This is a genomic window from Streptomyces sp. NBRC 109706, assembly GCF_000974485.1.
GTDB lineage: Bacteria > Actinomycetota > Actinomycetes > Streptomycetales > Streptomycetaceae > Streptomyces.
The window spans coordinates 313,439-333,768 of sequence record NZ_BBOM01000006.1; the positions used below are offsets into that span (position 1 = coordinate 313,439).

A 20,330-nucleotide genomic window follows, 5' to 3' on the forward strand; every position below is an offset into this window, starting at 1 on the left:
ACGCACCCACTCTCCGTAGACGAAAGAGCGGCCCCCGGGGGGCCGGGGGCCGCTCTGACCTGCTGTTTCGCTGTTCCTGCGGAGGCTGTGGGATTTGAACCCACGGTGACGGGTTACGCCACGACGGTTTTCAAGACCGTTCCCTTAGGCCGCTCGGGCAAGCCTCCCGACGCGTCGGTCGCCCAACGCACTCGGACAGCCTAGCGGTTGTCACTGCTCTCCCACGCGTTCGCCGAGGACGATGGTGGTGGTGTTCTCGTTTCCGTCGCGGACGTAGGTGACCTCCACCGATTCGCCCGGCTCATGGGTCCAGATCTGGCTGATCAGGGTGGGGCCGCTGTCGATGGCGCGACCGCCGAAGGCGGTGATCACATCGCCCGGCCGCAGCCCGGCCTCGGCCGCGGGGCCGCCCGGGGTCACCGGATCGCTGTTGTCGTTGGTGGCCTCGACGATCTTGGCGCCCTCCTGGCCCGTGGCGCCGTTGTCCACCGAGGCGCCGATGATCGGATAGACCGCCTCGCCGTGCTCCATCAGATCGGCGGCGACCCGGGTGGCCTGGTTGATCGGGATGGCGAAGCCGAGGCCGACGCTGCCCGCCTCGCCGCCGAAACCGCCCGTGGTGGACCGGATCGCGGAGTTCACGCCGATCACCTGGCCCTCGGCGTTGAGCAGCGGGCCGCCGGAGTTGCCCGGGTTGATCGAGGCGTCCGTCTGCAGCGCGTTCATATAGGAGGCGTTGCCGCTCTGGCCGTCGCTGGAGGCCACCGGCCGGTCCTTCGCGCTGACGATGCCGGTGGTGACCGTGCCGGAGAGGCCGAACGGGGCGCCGATCGCGATGGTGGCGTCGCCGACGGCGACCTGCTCGGAGTCGCCCAGCGGCAGCGGCACCAGCTCCCGGTCCTCCGCGTCGATCAGCCGCATCACGGCGACGTCGTAGCCCTCGGCGCGGCCGACCACCTCGGCGTCGTAGCGCTGGCCGTCGGAGAAGGTGACCGAGAGGTCGCCGCCGTCCGCGGCGGCCGCCACCACATGGTTGTTGGTCATGATGTGGCCGGCCTCGTCGTATACGAAGCCGGTGCCGCCGGCGGACTCGGCGCCGTTGGCCGCCTCGATGGTGACCACGCTGGGCAGTGCCGTCTCCGCTATGCCGGCGACCGACTCGGGCGGCCTGGCGACCGAGTCTCCGTTGGAGGTGTTGACCTGGGACGAGGCGCTGTCGTTGCTCTCGTCCGCGACCCAGTACCCCACGCCGCCGCCGATGCCGCCGGCCACCAGGGTGGCTGCCACGACGCCGACCAGCAGCCCGTTGACCCGGCGCTTGCGCGGCGGGGGCGGCGGCGGGAAGGCCCAGGAGCCGGTGCCCTGCGGCGGGGCGCCGCCGTAGCCGGGGCCGGCGGGATAGCCGCCCGCAGCGGCGGCACCGCCGGCACCACCGCTCGGGACCCCGGCCGCGCCGGCCGGCGCCGGCCCGGGCGCCTGTGCCGAGGAGCCGAGCACCCGGGTGGCCGGATCGGGGGCGACCGGTGGCGGGGTCGGGGCCGAGGAACCGAGCATCCGGGTGGGCGGATCGGGCGCGACCTGGCCCGTGTGGGAGGAGGCGCCGGGAGAGGCGGGAGGCCCGGACTGCGGTGCGTAGGGAGAAGGAGAAGGCGGGGGCCCGGGAGGCGCCGCGGAAGCGGCGGCGGGTGGGGGGGACGCCGGGGGCGGAACCGCCGGGCGGCCCGTCGTCTCCGGCGACGCACCGTCCGCCGGCCCGTCCGGCCTGCCGGAGCCTTCGTGCTCGGTGCTCACTGCTCACTCCTCAGGGCGTTTGTCGGAACGCGGTTCGCCTGCTCGGTCGGCGTCTGCTCAATCTCCGGCGACGCACCGTCCGCCGGCCCGTCCAGCGTGCCGGGACCTTTGTGCTCGGTGCTCACTGCTCACTCCTCAGGGCGTCTGTCGGAACGCGGTCGCCCGGTGGGTCGGCGCCGGTGGGGTCGGCGCCCGGTCGATCAGCGTTCGGGGGCACTCCTGCCCACATCTCGGAGTCTTGCCCATGCCCCGTCAGACGGGCGTAAATGTCGCGCGGCCGGCGACCGCGTCCACCGTTCGCCCCACCATGACACCATGGCGCGGGTGACTCCCGACCGCCGCCGCATCGCCGTGATCGCCCATCGGGGCGCCTCGGAGGAGGCGCCCGAGCACAGCCTCGCCGCCTATCGCAGGGCCATCGAGGACGGGGCACAGGGTCTTGAGTGCGACGTCCGGCTGACCGCCGACGGGCATCTGGTCTGTGTGCACGACCGCCGGGTCAACCGCACGTCGAACGGCCGGGGGGCGGTGTCGGCGCTGGAGCTGGCGGAGTTGGCCGAGCTGGACTTCGCCGCCAGGAGCGGGGACACGGCGGGGGCGCGGGACGGCCTGGAGGCGCCGGATGTCGCCGATCCGGAGCGCAGTTCGGTGCTCACCCTGGAGCGGCTGTTGCGGCTGGTGGCGGAGGCGGACCGGCCGGTTGACCTGGCGATCGAGACCAAGCACCCCACCCGCTGGGCCGGGCAGGTGGAGGAGCGGCTGCTGGCCCTGCTGGACCGGCATCCGGTGCCGGGCGAGGTGCGGGTGATGAGCTTCTCGGCGCGTTCGCTCCAGCGGGTGCACCGGGCGGCGCCGGCGCTGCGCACGGTCTTTCTGATGCACTTCGCGCTGCCCAGGCACCGGGCGGGCCGGCTGCCGACCGGGGTCGGCATCGCGGGCCCGAGCGTGCGGATGCTGCGCCGCGATCCCGGCTATGTGGAGCGGGCCAGGCGCGCCGGCCATCAGGTGCATGTCTGGACGGTGGACGAGCCGGCGGATGTCGCCCTCTGTGTGGAACTGGGCGTTGATGCGCTGATCACCAACCGCCCGCGCACGGTGCGTGAGCAATTGCGGGATCTCAACGCTGGCTTGGATTAAACCTGATCATTCGTTCTTACCCCGTGTGCCCCGGCGCATTCGCTTCGTATCCGATCATTACGAGTACGTCAACGGATGTCGCATGGCCGGTTTCCACCCTGTTCTCTCAGGGCATCGATCCTGTGGCGTGGGGCAAAAGGAGGTCTCGGGGGTGGCGTTCGTGGTCACACAGCACGTGCCAAGGACGTCGTCAATGACGGTGCTCCATGGCCCCAGTGGCGTGGGGATCGCACGACGGCGATTGCGCTCGGAATTGCAAGGTAATGGCGCGTCAGAAACGATCATCGACGATGCGATGTTGATCCTTTCTGAGCTGCTCAGTAATTCCTACCGTCACGCACGGCCATTGGACGGTGGACAACTCATTCGGGCGGACTGGCATCAGGATTCGGATGGCTCGCTCACCATTTCCGTCACCGACGGTGGCGGGCCGACCAGGCCCCGGCTCAGTTCGCCCTCGATCAGCGCCAGGGGCGGCCGGGGGCTGACGATCATCACCTCGCTCTGCCGGTCCTGGGGCGTGCGGGAGGCCCCGGCGGGAAGCGCTGTCACGGTCTGGGCGATCCTCCAGGCGTCGGGCGGCTAGGCTCGCCGAACCACCCGGAGCCGAACCCACGCAGGAGAACCGTTCGTCATGGCGAAGAAGCGTCGCCCCCGCAACCAGAACACCACCGCGACCAGGCCGGGGGCCGACGCCGGCGAGATCCCCGTGGTCGGCGCCAGGGAGCCCTGTCCCTGTGGCTCGGGCCGCCGCTACAAGGCGTGTCACGGCCGGGCCGCCGCCCAGGCCGCCACCGAGCTGGTCCGCCGCCCGTTCGAGGGCCTGGCCGGCGAATGCGACTGGGTCGCCCTCCGCGAGCTGGTCCCGGCGGCCACGGTCCCGCTGACTCTTCGCGACGGAACGCCGGCCGATGTGCCCTCCGTCACCCTGGGCACCGTGCTCCCCATGGCCTGGCCCGCGCTCCGCAGGGACGACGGCTCGGTGCTGCTCGGCCTCCAGAACGACACCGCGACCGGCGACCTCAGCCGCGATCTGGCCGATGTGCTGAGCCGCGCGCTCACCACCGAGCCCGGCAATCCGGTGGCCGCCGAGCGCACCGGCGGCGACGGCCCCCGGCTCCAGGACCTGCTCGCCCCCGACGCGCCCTTCGTTCCCGAGGTGCACGAAGGCTTCCAGTTCTGGCTGGACGACGCCTCCGCCGCGACCCCGGAGGTGGCGGCCTCCCTGGAGCGCGCCAACGAGGCCGCGACGCCCACCGCCCGACTGACCGGCGTGGACGCGGCGTACTGGTGCAGGACCCCGGATCGCAACCATCTGCGCTGGGTCATGGACCACCCCGAGGAGGCGCTGCTGGACGCGCTGGCCCGACTGCACGCGGCCGGCGCCTCCTCGCTCGGCGACGAGACCCGGCTGGTCGGTTCGTTCCGGGCGCACGGGCTGACGGTTCCGGTGTGGGATCTGCCCAGCGCGATGAGCGCGGAGCAGTGCGAAAAGCCGGCCGCCTCGTTCGGCGAACGACTCGCCGAGGCACTGGCCGACGCAACGCCGCTGTCGGCGGACGAAAGGCGCGCGCGCAGCGGTCTCACCAATCGTCAGATCACTCTGAACTGACGCCCGACGGCACGCCCGGACGAGTGATTCCAGTCACAACTCGCCCCGCATTTCGGGAGTTAGGCGCGGTGCCGGCCGACGTGGGATTTGCGAATCCCCGATGAGTTGTTACCTTCTGAAGTGGGCCCGGTCGCTGGTGCATCCCCCGTCGCCAGCGATCGGGTCTTTTCCATGCCCGCAGGTCCGGGCCGCGGGTCCGCGCCCGCGCTGTTCGCGTGTACATGCCCACGCGTTCCGCACGCCCGGGCCCGGGCGGGGGCGTGCCGACCGGGGCCCGGGGCGTTCACCGCCTCAGTAGGCGAGCCGGCTGCCCTGATCCGGCGCGCTCAGCCCGGCCTCGATCAGCGCCTCAAGCAGCCCGGCCACCTCCGGCAGCCCGCCGTGCCCGGCGGCCGGCCGCGCCGGCTTTCTCGCCCAGGCGACGAGGCCGCGCCCCGTCGGCGACGGCGGCAGCGGCACATAGCCGCCCTCGCCATGGAACCGCAGCGAGCTGGGCACCCGGTCCTGGACGCTCAACAGCTCGCCCAACTCCGGCAGCCCGTACGGCCGCACCAGCAGCGACCAGCGGGTCGGCCCGGCCACCACCGGGCCCGCGGCCAGGCCACGGGCGGTCAGCGCGGCCAGCGCGCCGGGCCCGGCCACCGCCGGCAGGCTCACGGCGCAGGGCGCGCGCCCCCCGGTGGCGAGCAGGATCGGCGCCGTGGGGCGTCGCTTCCACCACCATCGGACCATCCGACGGTCCGTGGTGGCCGTCAGCAGCTGCGGATCGTCGGGGTGGGCGCCGGGGACGGGGCAGTCCGGCCGCGCGCAGCGGCAGGAGCCGTCCGGGGCGGCGGCGATGCCGGGCAGCACCGGCCAGCCGCGTTCGGCGCAGTCGAGTGCCGCCTGCCGCAGGGCCCTGCCCAGATCGGCGGCGGCGCGTTCGTCCCCCAGGCCGTTGTCGTTGTCGTTGCTGCGTCGCTCTCCGAGGATCTCGCGCATCAGCGCTCGTTCCCTTCCTTCGCGGGTCACTCGGCCTCACGTGGAACTTAGATCACCGTACGTAGCGGGTCGCGTTGGCGAACCGGCGGCGGGCCTCAGACCTGGCCGCCCTCTTTCGGTAAGACGTCAGAACTCAACGATCCGTTCCGATATGTACCCAGTATGCACCCGGGTCGTTCAACTCGATGTCCAGACCGAGACGCCTCAGTGGACCGCGCGATACGTCGGGCGACCGTCTTTTTCCGCCAATCTCCGCCACTTCTCGCCAAACCGATCCCGGGTCGGCCTGTCGCGCCCGGAACCCAGCGGGCCCCTGGGCATCATCCAACACGGCAGGACACCACCCGGACATCCCGTCCGCGGCACACGCACCTGGGCAGTCCCTCGACACGGTGTCGGCGGGGGTTTCGCGGCCGGTGCCGCGGCACGCGCGCCTCGACGAAAGCCCTCCCACATGAACACCCCAGCGTCGTCACCCTCGCCAGCATCGTCGAAAGTGGCCGGAATCCACCCTCCGCTCCCCCCGGTACAGCACACTCTCGACCCGCCGAGCCAGGAGCACCGCGGGGCCCCGGCGATCCCCCGCCCCGGCCTCGCCGAGGACCGGCTCGCGGGCTGGATCTCGGACCTCACCACCGTCCAGGCGCTCACCGAGCGTATCGGTCGCACCGGCACCCTCGACGACGCCATCCACGAGACCCTGCGCGCCGGCGCGAGCCTGCTCGGCGCGCGCCGCGCGTTCCTCGCGTTGCGCCCGGCGGAGCCCCAGGGCCCGGGGCAGCCCCCCGGCGGCGAACAGCTCGCCGGGCTCGGCCTCGACCGCGCCGACCTGGGCCAGTGGGAGACGGTCCCCCGCGCCTCCGCCTGCCACACCCGGCTGCTGGACGGCGTCCCCGGTGTCGAGCCCGCCGAGATCGGCCATCGGGACATCGCCGGCGAGAGCGCGCTGCACCCCCAGCACCGCGCCGTCGCCGCGCGCCTCGGCTGCGCGGCGAGCTACGCGCTGCCCCTGACCACGGACGCCGGGCGCCGGCTGGGCGCGGCGGTCTGGCTCTACGACCGGCCGGGCGCCCCCGAGCCACGCCAACGCCGGTTGCTCGCCCGCTGTCTGCGGCCGGCCGCGCTCCATCTCGCCGGCCGTCTTGAGCTGAGCCGCACCCGGCGCGCGATCGCCACGGTCAGGGACGAGCTGCTGCCGGCCCGGCTGCCCCGGCTGCCGGGCGTCACCCTCGCCGCGCGTCAGCACGCCGAGCCGCTGGGCGGCGCCGTCTGCTACGACGCGCTGGCGCTGCCGGACGCGGGGCTCGGCCTGGCCATCGGCGCCACGCCGGCGACCGGGCCCGAGGCGCTGGCCGCCATGGGGCGGCTGCGCGCCGGGCTGCGCGCCTACGCGGTGATGGAGGGAGAGGACCCGGTGGCCGTCCTCTCCGATCTCGAACTGCTGCTGCGGCTGACCGAGCCGGGAAACCCGGCCACCGCGCTCTTCGGCTACGCGGAACCGGCCGTCCGCCGGCTGGTGTTCGCCTCGGCCGGGCATCCGCCACCGCTGGTGATCCGGGCGCGGGGCGCCGAGTACGCCGACACCTCGCTCTCGGCGCCGCTCAACATGCTGGCCTGCTGGGAGGCGCCCAGCGTCGAGCTGGAGCTCAACGGCGGCGAAACGGTCCTGCTCTACAGCGAGGGGCTGCTGCGCCGCGCCGGCGGCCCCTCGGACACCGCCTTCCGCCGGCTGCGCGCCACGGCCGCCGACGCACCGCCGGCGGCCCGCGCCGATCCGGGGGCGCTGCTCGACCACCTGCTGGCGGCGCTGCCCCGGCGCCCCGGCGACGGCGGCCACCCGGGCGCCGACACCGTGCTGCTCGCGGCCCGTTTCCACTGATCGGCCGGTCGCCTCCGAGCGACCCGACAGTCGCATGTGACATACCGGCCCCTGTCCCGGCGCCGACCCCCGACCTACCATGGAGGACGACCGGATGACGACAGGCGCCAGGCCGGCGGTGAAGGAGGCCCCAGGTGGCGGAAGAGCAGGCCACGAAGACCGATCCGGCGATCCCGGGCGGCGAGCCGACGTCGGAGACCACCGCCGCGCCGGCCGAGAACGCCGAGAAGGCGGCCAAGCCGCGCAAGAACGGCGTCACCAGGTCCGTCTCCGACGAGCTGGCCGAGAACATGAAGCAGGGCTGGGCGGACACCGAGCGCGTGGATCTCGCGCCGATTCCGCAGGCCGGGCACACCGCCGAGCGTCGCGCCGCGCTCTCCGCCCGCTTCCCGGGCGAGCGCCTTGTCATCCCGGCCGGCCGCCTCAAGACCCGCTCCAACGACACCGACTACCCGTTCCGCGCCGCCGTCGAGTACGCCTATCTGACCGGCGACCAGTCCGAGAACGGCGTGCTGGTCCTGGAGCCGGCCGGCGACACGGGCCATCAGGCCACCCTCTATCTGCTGCCCCGCTCCGACCGCGAGAACGGCGAGTTCTGGCTCAGCGGCCAGGGCGAGCTGTGGGTCGGCCGGCGCACCAGCCTCACCGAGGCCGAGCGGCTCTACGGCCTGCCGGTCGCCGATGTGCGGACGGTGCCGGAGCTGCTGCGGTCGGCGAGCGGCCCGGTGCGGCTGGTCCGGGGGCATGACGCGACCCTGCAGGACGCGCTCACCGACAAGGTGACGGCCGAGCGGGACGAGGAGCTTCGGGTCTTCCTCTCCGAGATGCGCCTGGTCAAGGACGACTTCGAGATCGCCCAGCTGACCCACGCCTGCGAGGCCACCGCCCGTGGCTTCGAGGATGTGGTGCGGGTGCTCGACCGCGCCAAGGCCACCTCCGAGCGCTATATCGAGGGCACCTTCTTCCTGCGCGCCCGGGTCGAGGGCAACGACATCGGCTATGGCTCGATCTGCGCGGCCGGGCCGCACGCCACCACGCTGCACTGGGTGCGCAACGACGGCCAGGTGCGGGACGGCGAGCTGCTGCTGCTGGACGCCGGCGTGGAGACCACCGAGCTGTACACGGCGGACGTCACCCGCACCCTGCCGATCAACGGGCGGTTCGACGCGCTGCAGAAGAAGATCTACGACGCGGTCTACGAGGCGCAGGAGGCCGGCATCGCGGCCGTGCGTCCGGGCGCCAAGTACCGCGACTTCCACGAGGCCGCGCAGCGGGTGCTGGCCGAGCGGCTGGTGGAGTGGGGCCTGGTGGAGGGCCCGGTGGAGCGGGTGCTGGAGCTGGGCCTCCAGCGCCGGTGGACGCTGCACGGCACGGGCCACATGCTGGGCCTCGATGTGCACGACTGCGCAGCCGCCCGCCAGGAGACCTATGTGGACGGCGTGCTGGAGCCGGGCATGTGCCTGACGGTGGAGCCGGGTCTCTACTTCCAGCTCGACGATCTGACGGTTCCGGAGGAGTATCGGGGCATCGGCGTCCGGATCGAGGACGACATCCTGGTCACCGAGGACGGGAACGTGAACCTCTCGGCCCAGTTGCCGCGCACCTCGGACGATGTCGAGAGCTGGATGGCTCAGCTGCGCGGCTAGCGAGTCGGCACAAGACTGGCGGTCAGGTGTCAAGAGGGCCATTTGGGGTACAGCCTGGGAACACGGGCGCGCGCCGACGCGTTGACCGAGTCACATATCTCTGAAAGGAGAGCTCGTGTCCGCCCAATCGACGGACCCTGACGGGCATAGTCCCGGACCACCTCGCCCGCATCTGGCTTATCGCGGCACACGGCGAGGTGGTGTCAGTTGAGTGCCGCACTCGGTTTGCTCGCCGTCCTCGTGTTGACGGCGGGCACCGGTTATTTCGTCGCCCAGGAGTTCGCCTTCGTGGCCGCCGACCGGCTGGCCCTCGGCCGTGAGGCCGCGGCGGGCGACAAGCGCGCCGCGCGGGCCATGAAGGTCCAGGAGCGGCTTTCGTTCATGCTCTCCGGCGCCCAGCTCGGGATCACCGTCACCGGGCTGATCGTGGGTTTCCTCGCCGAGCCGGCGCTGGCCGCGCTGCTCGATCCGGTGGTCGGCGGCTTCGGTCTGCCGGCGGCCGCCGTCAGCGGCATAGCGCTGGCGCTGGCCTTCGCCCTGGCCACCGGCATCCAGATGGTCTTCGGGGAGCTTGCCCCGAAGAACCTGGCGCTTGCCGTGCCCGAGCGGCTGGCGAAGAGCCTGGCCGCTTCGACGCTGGCCTATCTGCGGGTGGCCGGGCCGCTGATCCGGGTCTTCGACACCGCCGCCAACCGGCTGCTGCGTCGGATCGGCATCGAGCCGGTCGAGGAGCTGCACCACGGGGCGACGCTGGAGGAGCTTGGCCATCTGATCGACGAGTCCCACGAGCACGGTCAGCTGCCGAGCGAGACGGCCGAGCTGCTGGACCACGCGCTGGAGTTCTCCGAGCGCAATCTGGCCGAGGTGATGGTGCCGCGGGTCGAGGTCAACTCGGTGCGCGCGCTCGCCCCGGCCTCCGAGGTGGTGGAGCTGATCAGGGACCACGGCCATTCGCACTATCTGGTGATCGGCGACCGGATCGACGACATCGTCGGGGTGGTCGGGGTGCGTGAGCTGATGCGGCTCAGCCCCGAGCGGATCACCCGCCGCACGGCCGGCGCGCTGGCCAGGCGCGCGGTGCTGCTGCCCGACACCCTGCCGCTGCCGGGCGCGATGGAGCAGATGCAGGCGGCGGGCGAGGAGTTCGCCGCGGTGCTGGACGAGTACGGCGGGCTCGCCGGGATCGTCACGCTTGAGGACATCGCCGAGGAGCTGGTCGGGGAGATCGCCGACGAGAGCGATCTGGTCGAGGAGCTGGCCGTGCCCGACGGCACCGGCTGGCTGGTGGACGCCGGCCGGCGGGTGGACGAGGTGGCCGAAGCCACGGGTCTGCCGCTGCCCACGGACGACTCGTTCGAGACGGTGGCCGGTCTGGTGATCGAGCACTGCGGTCGGTTCCCGGCCGTGGGCGATCGGATCGAGGTCGCGTTGAGCGACGGTCGGGGCGCGGTGCTTGAGGTGCTGGCCCTGGATCGCCGGGTGCCGGAGCGGATACGGCTCCAGGCGCTGCCGGCGGTTCCCGAGGCCGCGTCCGAGGATCGGGCGACGCCGGTGCGGAAGGTGGCCGCCGAGGCCACGCCGGCACTGACCAGTCAGCGGGAGGGACAGCCTTCATGAGCCCCGGAATGGCCGCGGCGGTCACCCTGGTGCTGCTGATCGGCAGTGGTTTCTTTGTCGCGGCCGAGTTCGCCCTGGTGGCCGCCAAGCGGCATCGGGTGGAGACGGCGGTGGCCGAAGGGCAGCGCGGCGCCAAGGCCGCGCTGGCCGGGATGCAGGAGCTGTCGCTGATGCTGGCCGGTGCCCAGCTGGGCATCACCGCCTGCACGTTGGGCCTGGGCAGCATCTCCAAGCCGGCCATCTCGCACGAGGTGGATCCGGTGCTGCACAGCCTGGGCCTGCCCACCAGCCTCTCCTATGGCATCGCCTTCGTCTTCGCGATGTCGGTGGTGGTCTTTCTGCATATGGTCGTCGGCGAGATGGCGCCCAAGTCCTGGGCGATCTCCCGGCCCGAGCGTTCGGCGATGTTGCTCGCGCCGCCGTTCCGCGCGACGGTGCGCGCGGTCCGGCCGCTGATCTGGGTGCTCAACAAGATCAGCAACGGGCTGGTCCGGCTCTGCCGGGTCGAGCCGCGCGAGGAGCTGACCAGCGTCAACGACCGGGAGCAGCTGACCCATCTGGTCGCCGAGTCCCAGCGGTTGGGGCTGATCAGTGAGGCCGACTCCGGTCTGATCAGGCGCTCGCTGACCGAGCCCCAGTCGCCGGTCGGCGCGTTCCAGGTGCCGGCGCGGGAGATCGTCTCGGTGCCGGCGACGGCGGGCGCGGACGCCATCCTGGCCGCGGCCTCGGCCAGCGACCACACCCGGCTGCTGGTCGCGGACGGCGAGCGGGTGGTCGGCTCGGTGCACGCGCGGGACGCCGTGGTGGCCAGGGCGCGTGGGCAGCGGACGACGGCCGCCGAGCTGGCCCGGCCGGTGCCGGAGCTGACCGCCGAGGACACGGTCGCCTTCGCCGTCGAGCAACTGCGGCAGCGGCGCGCGTCGTTGGCCGTGGTGCGGGACGCCGAAGGCCGGTTGACCGGCCTGATCAGCCTGGACGATCTGCTGGTGCGGCTGATGACGCCCCAGCCGTCCCAGCCGTCCTAGCGGAGCCGGCCGTCCCCGGCCGAACACGACGGAGGGCCGTGGCAGTCGCTGCCACGGCCCTCCGTGCTGCGTGCTGCTGCCCGCTGTTCGGTCAGCCGACGGAGACCGACTCGATGACGATGTCCTCGACCGGGCGGTCGCCCGGCTCGGTCTCGGTGCCGGCGATGGCGTCCACCACGGCGCGGCTCTCGTCGTCGGCCACCTCGCCGAAGATGGTGTGCATGTTGTTGAGGTGCTCGGTGGGCGCGACCGTGATGAAGAACTGCGAGCCGTTGGTGCCGGGGCCCGAGTTGGCCATGGCCAGCAGATAGGGCTCCTCGAAGGTCCGGCCCGACTCGAACTCGTCGACGAACTGGTAGCCGGGGCCGCCGGTGCCGTTTCCGGCGGGGTCGCCGCCCTGGATCATGAAGCCGTCGATGACCCGGTGGAAGACGGTGCCGTTGTAGAGCGGGGCGTCGCCCTCCTGGCCCTGCCAGGGGAGCGTGCCGTCGGCCAGGCCGACGAAGTTGGTGACGGTCAGCGGTGCCTCGTCGGGGAAGAGCGTGACGGTGATATCGCCCTCGCTGGTGTGCAGCACCGCGCTGGTCACGTCCGTCGGCTCCACCCCGGCCGGGCCTTCCAGCGCCGGCTGTTCCTCGGTTCCCTCGTCGCCAGGCGCCGACTGCTCGTCGCCGGGGGTCGCGGAGCTCTCGGAACCGTTGCCGTCCTGTCCGCCGCCGCCCCCGTCCCCGTCGTCGGAGTCAGAACCGCACGCGGTCAGCAGCCCGAGGCAGAGCAGTGCCGTGGCCAGTCGCCGTGGGGAACGGATCATCTGACATGCCTTCCAATGCGGGGTGGGTGAGAACAAACAGGCTCATCATGCCTCACTGCTTCCCCCTGCGCCTCCCCCCGGGACGGGGAGAAACGGTGGTGACCGGTGGTGAACGATTACCACCCCCCACACCGAACGTTGCCGGTCAGCCACTCCGGGTAATTGCCCTTGTTAATCTGGGCCGCCCGGGTCGCAGCAGCGCTCGGGTCGCCCCCACCGGAAACGCGCCGCCATGATCTCTCTCGCGCTGGGTCCCGCCTGGTTGGACCCGCAACAGCTCATTCAGACCTTCGGCCTGATCGGCATTCTTCTGGTGGTGTTCGCCGAATCCGGCCTGCTGATCGGTTTCTTTCTGCCGGGCGATTCTCTGCTCTTCACCACGGGGCTGCTGGTCGCCGGTGGCCGCTATCTGCATCACCCGCTGTGGCTGGTCTGCCTGCTGATCGTGATCGCGGCCGTGGTCGGCGATCAGGTCGGCTATCTCTGCGGCCGGAAGGCGGGCCCGGCGTTGTTCCGGCGGCCGAACTCGCGGCTCTTCAAGCAGGAGAACGCGGCGAGGGCGCGGGCCTTCTTCGCCAGACACGGCCCCAAGTCCCTGGTCATGGCCCGTTTTGTGCCGGTGGTGCGGACCTTCACCCCGATCGTCGCCGGGGTGAGCGCGATGGCCTACCGGCCGTTTGTGATCTTCAATGTGCTCGGCGGAACGCTCTGGGGAGCCGGGGTGACGCTCCTCGGCGCCTCGCTCGGCAAAGTGGCTTTTGTGCACGACAACATCGAGGCGATGCTTGTCGGGATCGTGCTGCTCTCGGTGCTGCCGATCGCGGTGGAACTGCTGCGGGCGCGCAGGGGCGCGGGACGACCACCGACGGTGGCACCGGCGGCGGGCGGCCAGCCCGAAGCGCCCCCGGCCGATCCCGGCCAGGGCCAACCCGTCCAGCCCTGAGCCGTCCGGCGCGGCCGCGCCGGAGGCGTGGGCTCAGCTCTGCTGGGTGGTCGGCTTGACCTCGTCCACCGGGCGGGCGCTCGTCACATCGCCGGGCGCGGCCTGGATCGTCCGGGGCGCGGGCTCCGGCTTCGGCTCCTCCTCGACGTTGGTCGTGGCGGTGCTCGTCTTCGACTCGGACCGCATCGCGTTGGTCTCGCTCTTCAGGATGCGAGCGCTCTTGCCCAGCGATCTGGCCAGGTCAGGCAGCCGCTTCGCACCGAAGACAAGCAGCGCGACGACAAGCAGCAGCAGGATTTCCCTGATTCCGATCTGACCCATGATCCAACCTCCGGCGATGTATCAGCATGTTCCGCACCTTCCGCCACGGTAGCGCGCCGGGGGCCGAGAAGACAGAAGTCCCGGAGCCATATCCGTTCCGGTCCGCCGCACCGGGCCAGCAGATGACCACGACACGGCGGCGGGCAGGACCCGTGGAACCCGGGGTACTTCAGACGTTCACTCCGAAGTCGCTGGCGATCCCCGCCAGGCCCGAGGCGTACCCCTGACCGACGGCGCGGAACTTCCACTCGCTGCCGCGCCGGTACAACTCGCCGAAGATCATGGCGGTTTCGGTGGCCGCGTCCTCGCTCAGGTCGTAGCGGGCGATCTCGGCGCCGCCGGCCTGGTTGACCACGCGGATGAACGCGTTCTGCACCTGGCCGAAGCTCTGCTGCCGGGCGTGCGCGTCATGGATGGAGACCGGGAAGACGATCTTGGAGACCTCCGGCGGAACGGCGGCCAGGTTGACCTTGATCGACTCGTCGTCCCCGTCGCCCTCGCCCGTGAGGTTGTCCCCGGTGTGCTCCACCGAACCGTCCGGGCTGGTCAGGTTGTTGTAGAAGACGAAGTGCCCGTCGGAGATGACCTTCCCCGAGTCGTCACACACCAGGGCACTGGCGTCCAGGTCGTAGTCCGTGCCGGTGGTCGTGCGCACGTCCCACCCCAGGCCGACGACCACGGCGGTCAGCCCGGGCGCCTCCTTGCTCAGTGAGACATTGCCTCCCTTGGAAAGCGAAACTCCCACGTTCTCCTCCTGAACTCGCTGCTCGTGCTCTCGCTCCGGGGGCACCGGGAGCGCTGCCGAAAATCTACAACACTGTAGAAGCAGGCCGACGGGCCTGATCTCCGCATACCCCACCTCGTTACGATGACCCACGGCGGCGGCAGTTTGGAGTGGTGGTGGACGCGACGGCGGATGGGGGGCCCGGCCCGCGCAAACGGGGCCGCGGCGAGCTGGAAGCCCAGGTGCTGGCGACGCTACGGCTGGCGCCCGGGCCCGTGACGGCGGGCTGGGTCCGGGAGCAGTTGGACGGCCTCGCCTACAGCACCGTGATCACCATCCTGACCCGGCTGCACGAGAAGCACGCGGTCTGCCGGGAACGCGCGGGGCGTTCGTTCCTGTGGACCCCGGCGGCGGACGAGGCGGGCCTTGCCGCGCTGCGGATGCGCCGGGTGCTGGAGGGCCGGGAGGACAGGGACGCCGTGCTGGCGAGCTTTGTGACCGCCCTCACCCCGGACGACGAACGGCTGTTGCGCCGGCTGCTCAACCCCGGCCAGGCGCCGGACGGGGAGTGAGGCGGCATGGGATGGATGGTGCTGCTTCCGCTGGTGGCGCCCCTGACGGCGCTGCCGATCGGGAAGTTGGCCGAGCAGCAGTCCCATCCACGCGCCGCCGTCCGGCTGTTGACGTCCGTCTCCGTGGTGCTGGCCTCGTGCAGCACGCTCTCGCTGGTGCTGCTCGCCGTGGTGGGCACCGCCCAACTCCCCGGCAACCCGCTGCCGGACAGCTGGTCGAACCCGGAGGTCAGGGCCGCCGTTCCCTATGACGCGACGCTGGGCATCGCGGCCATCGTGCTGTTGACGGCGATCCTCGCCGCCGTCGGCGGCGCGCTGCTGCGGCGGGCACGGACGCGCGTCCTGGCCCGCCGGGCGCTGGCCGGGCTGCCGTCGAGCGCCAACCCGGCCGTGCTGCCCGACCAGCATCCGTACGCCTACGCGCTGCCAGGCGGTCGAGGGCGGCCGGGGCGGATCGTGGTCTCCAGCGGGATGCGGGCCGGGCTGAGCGCCGACGAGTACCGGGCGCTGCTGGCCCATGAGCGGGCCCATCTGGCCGGCCGCCACCACCGTTATCTGCTCGCCGGCGAACTGGCCGCCCGCGCCCACCCGTTGCTCACACCGCTGCGCGGCGCCGCCGCCTATGCGACGGAGCGGTGGGCGGACGAGGACGCGGCCAGCGCGGTGGGCGACCGGGGGCTGACCGCGCGGGCGGTCGGCCATGCCGCGCTGGTGGGGCGCCCGCCGGCGGGGCTCGGCGGCCCCGGCTTCGCGGCGGGGCCCGTGCCCCGCCGGGTGGCGGCGCTGCTGCGCCCCGACCCGCCGGCGCACAGCTGGCCACCGCCGAACACCAGGGCCGGCCTTGCCGCGCTGATAGCGACGGCGGGCACCGCGGCCTCCGCGCTCTCGGCCCTCAACGCGGCCGTGGCGCTCTTCCTGGTGCTGAAGGCCGCGACCCCGCTCTGAGCGGGCGCCAGGGCGCCCGCCCGCTCCTCGCCTACAGGTCGAACTCGGCCGGCGGCAGGCCCAACGTGTGGCAGGCCTGCTTGACCAGGGCCCGCTCGCCGGCGTCGAAGTCGCCGTCGGCGCCGCCGATCACGATGCCGATCTGGATCACCGCGCGCGCCTCGGCCGGCTTCTTCTTCGCCTTGCCGATCTCCTGCAGCACGCTGACCTTGCCCAGCTCGAAGTCGGCGATCAGCTGGTCGAGATAGCCGTCGAAGCGACGCTGCAGATCGTCGGGCGCGAAGTTCTGCAGGACCTCGTTGCTGGTGATCAGCTGGGACACCCGGCGGCGCTCGGCCGGATCGATCTGCCCGTCGGCGGCGGCGACCAGCGCGCACATCGCCATGCTGGCGTCGCGGAAGGCACCGCTCTTCAGATCGTTCTTCTTGGCGTTGAGCTGGGTCTGCATCGAGGACGCGGACTCCTTGATTCGATCCCACAGTGCCATAGCCACTCCAAAGGGTTATTTCTACGCCTCTGGAGAACGTAGCAGCTCGACGATCACCGAGCGGGCCTCGCCCCCCTTTTGAGAACCTTGACCCAAACCTTACGAAGCTTTCAACAGGGCTGCGTCCTCACGCCACTTGAGGATCTTGTCAAAGGTGACGACGGCGCCGCCGCTGCCCGGTTGGTTCCCGAAGCGGACGCGGTCGGCAAGCGCCTCGATCAGCAGCAGCCCGCGCCCGCCCGGCAGCAGCTCGGGCTCGGCGGCGGGCAGCGCCTGGCGCCCGTGCGGGAAGCCGGGGCCGCTGTCCGTGACCTCGATGCGGCACATGTCGCCGTAGATCGAGGCGGTGACCCGATAGACCTCGGAGACGCCGCCGCCGTGCTGGACGGCGTTGGCGCAGGCTTCCGACAGCGCGACGGACAGCTCGTGGGAGATGTCGCCATCCACCCCCGCCGTGTCCATGGCGCCGAGCAGCAACCGTCTGGCCAGCGGAACGCTGGCCGCCTCACGGCGGAGTTGCAGAGACCACCAGATGCTCATGCTCCAGCCTCCTGGCCACGGCTCGACATATCCTTAGGTATTGCCTACCCACCCGTCCCGTAAGCGTGTGATTGACCCAACACACCCCATTCGGCGGATGGCGCGGGAGACATTGGTCGATATGGGCTGTCCCCACTGAGGATGAGGCGCGGCACAGGTGTACGAGTCGTGTCCCCTCGGGGTCGGCTGTCGGTGCTCGGTGCGATGATGTTCTGGCCATGCGTGCCGGAGCCGATCTGCGTCTGCTGAGGGCCGCGGTGTTCGCCGCGGCCTCCGCCACGTTGGCCGCCGCCGGGCATCTCTCCGGCGGCGGGCCCGGTGTTCCGCTGTGGGCGCTGGCTCTGGGCTGGCTCGCGGTGTTGGCGTTCGCCTGCTGTTTCGCGGGCCGGGAGCGCCGTTCCTGGCCGGCCATCGCGCTCGTTCTGGCCGCCGCCCAACTCCTGCTCCACCTGCTCTACTGCCTCGGCCAGCATCTCGCCGCCGGCCCCCCGAGCGGGGGCGGGCACGGCGGTGCCATCGAGCTGGCCGGCCGGCTGGTCTGCGGCGACCACGCGGCGTCGCTCACCGAAGGGGACGCCCGCCAGCTGCTCAGCGACAGCGGGTTGAGCCCCGATCATCCGGCCGGGCATCTCGCCGGCCATGCCGCCGGCGGCGTGGGTGACGCGCTGCTCGGCGGCCTCGGCGCGTTGGCCTCCTGGCCGATGCTGCTCGGCCATCTGCTGGCCGCGTTGGCCACCGGCTGGCTGCTGCGGCAGGGCGAGGCCGCGCTCTGGCAGGTGGTGCGGCTGGCCGGCGCCCGCCCGGTGGCCCCGGAGTGGGCCCACCGGCTGCTGACGGCGCTCGGCCTCTCGCTCGCGCCGCCGTCCACCACGACGCGCCTCCCGTTGGTGCCCCGTCCGGCGCTGGCGCAGGACCATCCCACGCCGGCGACGCGGGGCACCGTGCTGCCCGACGCGGTGATCCGACGCGGGCCGCCGGCCCCCTCGTTCGCCCTCGCGGCCTGAAGCGCACTCCCACTCCGGAAGAACCCGAGAGAACCCCGAGAGAACCCGAAGGAACACGGGACGGGCCGGGAGTGCGGGTCGAGCCGCGCACCCGGTGTCCCGATTGTCCCGGATTCTCCGGCCCTTGACGGCCAGGACGTTGCTGACGTCCCGGCAGCTCCCGGCCGCCGCAGATCCCGGATCCGGGCCCTCCCGTTCCCCCCTGCCCCATCTCGGTTTTTCTCGGTTTTTCCCGGTCCTCGTGGTCCATCGCCCCAGCCGGCGAGCGACCACGCCTCACCATGGAGTGTTCATCAGATGAATCACATCCGGAGCGGTGCTCGTGCCGCCGTCCTGTTGGCCGGCACCGCCGGTCTGTTCGCCCTCGCCGTGCCCGCCCAGGCCCATGTCGGGCTCGACCCGAGCGAGGTCGAGCAGGGCGGCTACACCGTGATCAACGTCAAGGTGCCCAACGAGCGGGACAACGCCTCCACCGTGGAGGTCGAGCTGCATCTGGACCCGGAGTACCCGCTGACCTCGGTGATGCCCCAGCCGGTTCCCGGATGGGATGTCGAGGTCGAGACCGTGGAGCTGGACGAGCCGCTGGAATCGCACGGCAACCAGATCACCGAGGTACCCAGCGTGATCACCTGGTCCGGCGGCGAGATCGCCCCCGGCACCTTCCAGCAGTTCCCGCTCTCCCTCGGCCGGCTGCCCGACACCACCGACCAGCTGGTGCTGAAGGCGATCCAGACCTACGACAACGACGAGGTCGTGCGCTGGATCGACGAGCCGACGGACGACGGTTCCGAGCCGGAGAGCCCGGCCCCCGTCCTCCGGCTCACCCCGGCGAGCGGCGACGACGGCCATGGCGCGGGCGACGAGACCGCCGACGAGACCGCCGCGGAGACCGACGACGCCCCGGGCGAGTCGGCCGCCACGGAGCAGGCCGCCGCCGATGACGACGGAAGCAAGGCCGACACCACGGCCCGCGTCCTGGGCGGCATCGGCATCGCGGTCGGCGTCGCCGGCGTCGCCTTCGGCGTGCTCGCGGGCCGCCGCCGCTCGGCCGACTGACCCGTCCGCACTCCACGCGTGGGGCGGGGTGTTCCCGCCCCGCCCCACGTTCCTCCTCAAGCACTGGAACACAGCACAGACATGCGCACACGCACCCTGCGAACCGGCCTGCTCACCCTGGCCATCGCCGCCGCCCTGACGGCCTGCGGCTCGGACGACGGCTCCGCCGGCGAGAACGGCGAGGAGTCGTCCGCCGCCGAGATCTCCGCCGGACAGGCGGAGGACGAGGGCACCGTCCTCGACACCCCGTTCGCCAAGCCCGAGCTGGTGCTCACCGACACCGAGGGCCAACCCTTCGATCTGGTCGAGGAGACGGCGGGCCACCCCACGCTGCTCTACTTCGGCTACACCAACTGCCCGGACGTCTGCCCGCTGACCATGAGCAACATCGCGGTGGCCGCGTCCAATGTCCTCACCCCCGAACAGCGCGCGGAGCTGCGGGTGGTGTTTGTCACCACCGACCCGGAACGGGACACCCCCGAATCGCTCGGCGCCTGGCTGGACGGCGTCGACCCCGAGTTCATCGGTCTCTCCGGCGACTTCGAGCGGATCCAGGAGGCCGCCAGAAGCGTCGGCGTCGCCATCGAGCCGTCCTACGAGGAGGAGAACGGCGACATCGTCTCCACCCACGGCACCCAGGTGCTGGCCTTCCTCCCCGGGGACGACATGGGCCATGTCCTCTATACCGAGGGCGTCACCCTGGAGACCTTCGAACGCGATCTGCCCAGGCTCACCGAAGGGGAGCTGCCATGAGCGGCCCCGCCCCGAGAGGCGCGCGGCCGCTCGCCGCGCTGCTGCTGGCCGGGGCGCTCGCCACCGGCTGCACCGGCGACGAGAGCGCGGACGAGGGCGGCGCCGAGCCCGCCGTCGGGCCCCGGCTCGCCGTCAGCGACGCGTATATCCCGGAGCCGGTCAACGCCGAGGTGGCGGGCGGGTTCCTCGTCCTGCGCAACGAGGGGGACGCCGACGACGAACTGGTCGGCGTCAGCAGCGAGCTGACCGAGACGGTCGAGATCCACCAGACCGTCGACAACGCCATGCGGCAGGTGGACGGGCTGCCCGTACCGGCCGGCGGCACCCTGCGGCTGGAGCGGGGCGGCGACCATCTGATGTTCCTCGACCTCAGGGAGCCGATCGCCGAGGGCGACACGGTCTCCGTCGAACTGCGCTTCGCCACCTCGGCCCCGCTCACCGTCGAGGTCCCGGTCGAAGCCGCCACCCACACCGGGGAGTGAGCCC

The 20,330-nt window shown here is 72.1% G+C and carries 22 protein-coding genes and 1 tRNA gene; 14 read left to right on the plus strand and 9 right to left on the minus strand.

Annotated features, from left to right (window positions below; all coding sequences use genetic code 11):
- Positions 1 to 79 precede the first annotated feature (79 nt).
- The 3 genes from AOM46_RS11770 to AOM46_RS35840 form a co-directional block, all read right to left on the minus strand.
- Positions 80 to 167, minus strand: a tRNA-Ser gene (locus tag AOM46_RS11770).
- 43 nt (positions 168 to 210) lie between these two features.
- Entirely contained in the window at positions 211 to 1,554 is a 1,344-nt protein-coding gene (locus tag AOM46_RS11775; protein WP_370592687.1) for a S1C family serine protease, read from the minus strand.
- A 233-nt stretch (positions 1,555 to 1,787) separates the two neighbouring features.
- A complete protein-coding gene (locus AOM46_RS35840; protein ID WP_267887800.1) occupies positions 1,788 to 1,916 on the minus strand; it encodes a hypothetical protein in 129 nt (42 codons plus the stop codon).
- A gap of 190 nt (positions 1,917 to 2,106) precedes the next feature.
- On the opposite strand from AOM46_RS35840, the gene AOM46_RS11780 reads away from it, so the two are divergent.
- The 3 genes from AOM46_RS11780 (at position 2,107) to AOM46_RS11785 (ending at position 4,540) form a co-directional block, all read left to right on the plus strand.
- A complete protein-coding gene (locus AOM46_RS11780) occupies positions 2,107 to 2,928 on the plus strand; it encodes a glycerophosphodiester phosphodiesterase family protein (RefSeq protein WP_062209528.1) in 822 nt (273 codons plus the stop codon).
- A gap of 193 nt (positions 2,929 to 3,121) precedes the next feature.
- The gene (locus AOM46_RS31915) at positions 3,122 to 3,514 is read left to right on the plus strand and encodes an ATP-binding protein (RefSeq protein ID WP_234313747.1); all 393 of its coding nucleotides are present in this window, start codon (positions 3,122 to 3,124) and stop codon (positions 3,512 to 3,514) included.
- A 48-nt stretch (positions 3,515 to 3,562) separates the two neighbouring features.
- Complete coding sequence (locus AOM46_RS11785) at positions 3,563 to 4,540, plus strand: DUF5926 family protein (RefSeq protein WP_062209531.1); 978 nt, start codon at positions 3,563 to 3,565, stop codon at positions 4,538 to 4,540.
- A gap of 291 nt (positions 4,541 to 4,831) precedes the next feature.
- Here AOM46_RS11785 and AOM46_RS11790 read toward each other — a convergent pair whose 3' ends face one another.
- Positions 4,832 to 5,521, minus strand: coding sequence for a bifunctional DNA primase/polymerase (locus AOM46_RS11790; RefSeq protein ID WP_078856727.1), 690 nt, complete (start codon positions 5,519 to 5,521; stop codon positions 4,832 to 4,834).
- A gap of 454 nt (positions 5,522 to 5,975) precedes the next feature.
- Between AOM46_RS11790 and AOM46_RS11795 the strand changes: the two genes are divergently transcribed.
- From AOM46_RS11795 to AOM46_RS11810, 4 genes are all read left to right on the plus strand, one after another.
- Complete coding sequence (locus AOM46_RS11795; protein ID WP_062209534.1) at positions 5,976 to 7,400, plus strand: PP2C family protein-serine/threonine phosphatase; 1,425 nt, start codon at positions 5,976 to 5,978, stop codon at positions 7,398 to 7,400.
- Between the two features lie 170 nt (positions 7,401 to 7,570).
- Positions 7,571 to 9,046: an aminopeptidase P family protein gene (locus tag AOM46_RS11800; RefSeq protein ID WP_062210728.1), complete on the plus strand. Its 1,476-nt coding sequence runs from the start codon at positions 7,571 to 7,573 to the stop codon at positions 9,044 to 9,046.
- A 207-nt stretch (positions 9,047 to 9,253) separates the two neighbouring features.
- On the plus strand, positions 9,254 to 10,663 hold the full coding sequence (locus AOM46_RS11805) for a hemolysin family protein (protein WP_078856729.1): 1,410 nt from the start codon (positions 9,254 to 9,256) through the stop codon (positions 10,661 to 10,663).
- Positions 10,660 to 11,688 (plus strand): hemolysin family protein, encoded by a 1,029-nt coding sequence (locus tag AOM46_RS11810; protein ID WP_062209537.1) that lies wholly within the window; start codon positions 10,660 to 10,662, stop codon positions 11,686 to 11,688. The genes AOM46_RS11805 and AOM46_RS11810 overlap by 4 nt, the downstream gene beginning before the upstream one ends.
- 91 nt (positions 11,689 to 11,779) lie before the next feature.
- On the opposite strand, the gene AOM46_RS11815 is transcribed toward AOM46_RS11810, so the two are convergent.
- Positions 11,780 to 12,277 carry a peptidylprolyl isomerase gene (locus tag AOM46_RS11815; protein WP_304952440.1) on the minus strand — a complete coding sequence of 166 codons (498 nt, stop codon included), beginning with the start codon at positions 12,275 to 12,277 and terminating at the stop codon, positions 11,780 to 11,782.
- Positions 12,278 to 12,731: 454 nt separating this feature from the next.
- On the opposite strand from AOM46_RS11815, the gene AOM46_RS11820 reads away from it, so the two are divergent.
- A complete protein-coding gene (locus AOM46_RS11820; protein WP_062209543.1) occupies positions 12,732 to 13,442 on the plus strand; it encodes a DedA family protein in 711 nt (236 codons plus the stop codon).
- A gap of 33 nt (positions 13,443 to 13,475) precedes the next feature.
- On the opposite strand, the gene tatA is transcribed toward AOM46_RS11820, so the two are convergent.
- Positions 13,476 to 13,766, minus strand: coding sequence for a Sec-independent protein translocase subunit TatA (gene tatA / locus AOM46_RS11825; RefSeq protein ID WP_062209546.1), 291 nt, complete (start codon positions 13,764 to 13,766; stop codon positions 13,476 to 13,478).
- A 166-nt stretch (positions 13,767 to 13,932) separates the two neighbouring features.
- Positions 13,933 to 14,508, minus strand: coding sequence for a TerD family protein (locus tag AOM46_RS11830; protein WP_062209549.1), 576 nt, complete (start codon positions 14,506 to 14,508; stop codon positions 13,933 to 13,935).
- Between the two features lie 152 nt (positions 14,509 to 14,660).
- On the opposite strand from AOM46_RS11830, the gene AOM46_RS11835 reads away from it, so the two are divergent.
- Together AOM46_RS11835 and AOM46_RS11840 are read left to right on the plus strand one after the other, a co-directional pair.
- Positions 14,661 to 15,059, plus strand: a complete 399-nt coding sequence (locus AOM46_RS11835; protein WP_234313748.1) for a BlaI/MecI/CopY family transcriptional regulator — start codon at positions 14,661 to 14,663, stop codon at positions 15,057 to 15,059.
- 6 nt (positions 15,060 to 15,065) lie between these two features.
- Positions 15,066 to 16,004 (plus strand): M56 family metallopeptidase, encoded by a 939-nt coding sequence (locus tag AOM46_RS11840; protein ID WP_062209552.1) that lies wholly within the window; start codon positions 15,066 to 15,068, stop codon positions 16,002 to 16,004.
- 31 nt (positions 16,005 to 16,035) lie between these two features.
- Here AOM46_RS11840 and AOM46_RS11845 read toward each other — a convergent pair whose 3' ends face one another.
- Together AOM46_RS11845 and AOM46_RS11850 are read right to left on the minus strand one after the other, a co-directional pair.
- Positions 16,036 to 16,491, minus strand: a complete 456-nt coding sequence (locus AOM46_RS11845; protein ID WP_062209556.1) for a tellurite resistance TerB family protein — start codon at positions 16,489 to 16,491, stop codon at positions 16,036 to 16,038.
- A gap of 99 nt (positions 16,492 to 16,590) precedes the next feature.
- A complete protein-coding gene (locus tag AOM46_RS11850; protein ID WP_062209559.1) occupies positions 16,591 to 17,031 on the minus strand; it encodes an ATP-binding protein in 441 nt (146 codons plus the stop codon).
- Between the two features lie 218 nt (positions 17,032 to 17,249).
- Between AOM46_RS11850 and AOM46_RS11855 the strand changes: the two genes are divergently transcribed.
- The 4 genes from AOM46_RS11855 to AOM46_RS11870 all read left to right on the plus strand — a co-directional run bounded on the left by AOM46_RS11855 (position 17,250) and on the right by AOM46_RS11870 (position 20,326).
- On the plus strand, positions 17,250 to 18,035 hold the full coding sequence (locus AOM46_RS11855; RefSeq protein ID WP_062209562.1) for a hypothetical protein: 786 nt from the start codon (positions 17,250 to 17,252) through the stop codon (positions 18,033 to 18,035).
- Positions 18,036 to 18,332: 297 nt separating this feature from the next.
- Positions 18,333 to 19,091, plus strand: a complete 759-nt coding sequence (locus AOM46_RS11860) for a YcnI family protein (RefSeq protein ID WP_062209565.1) — start codon at positions 18,333 to 18,335, stop codon at positions 19,089 to 19,091.
- A gap of 81 nt (positions 19,092 to 19,172) precedes the next feature.
- The gene (locus AOM46_RS11865) at positions 19,173 to 19,844 is read left to right on the plus strand and encodes an SCO family protein (protein ID WP_062209568.1); all 672 of its coding nucleotides are present in this window, start codon (positions 19,173 to 19,175) and stop codon (positions 19,842 to 19,844) included.
- Positions 19,841 to 20,326 carry a copper chaperone PCu(A)C gene (locus AOM46_RS11870; RefSeq protein WP_062209571.1) on the plus strand — a complete coding sequence of 162 codons (486 nt, stop codon included), beginning with the start codon at positions 19,841 to 19,843 and terminating at the stop codon, positions 20,324 to 20,326. Before AOM46_RS11865 ends, AOM46_RS11870 begins: the two co-directional genes overlap by 4 nt.
- Positions 20,327 to 20,330: the final 4 nt, after the last annotated feature.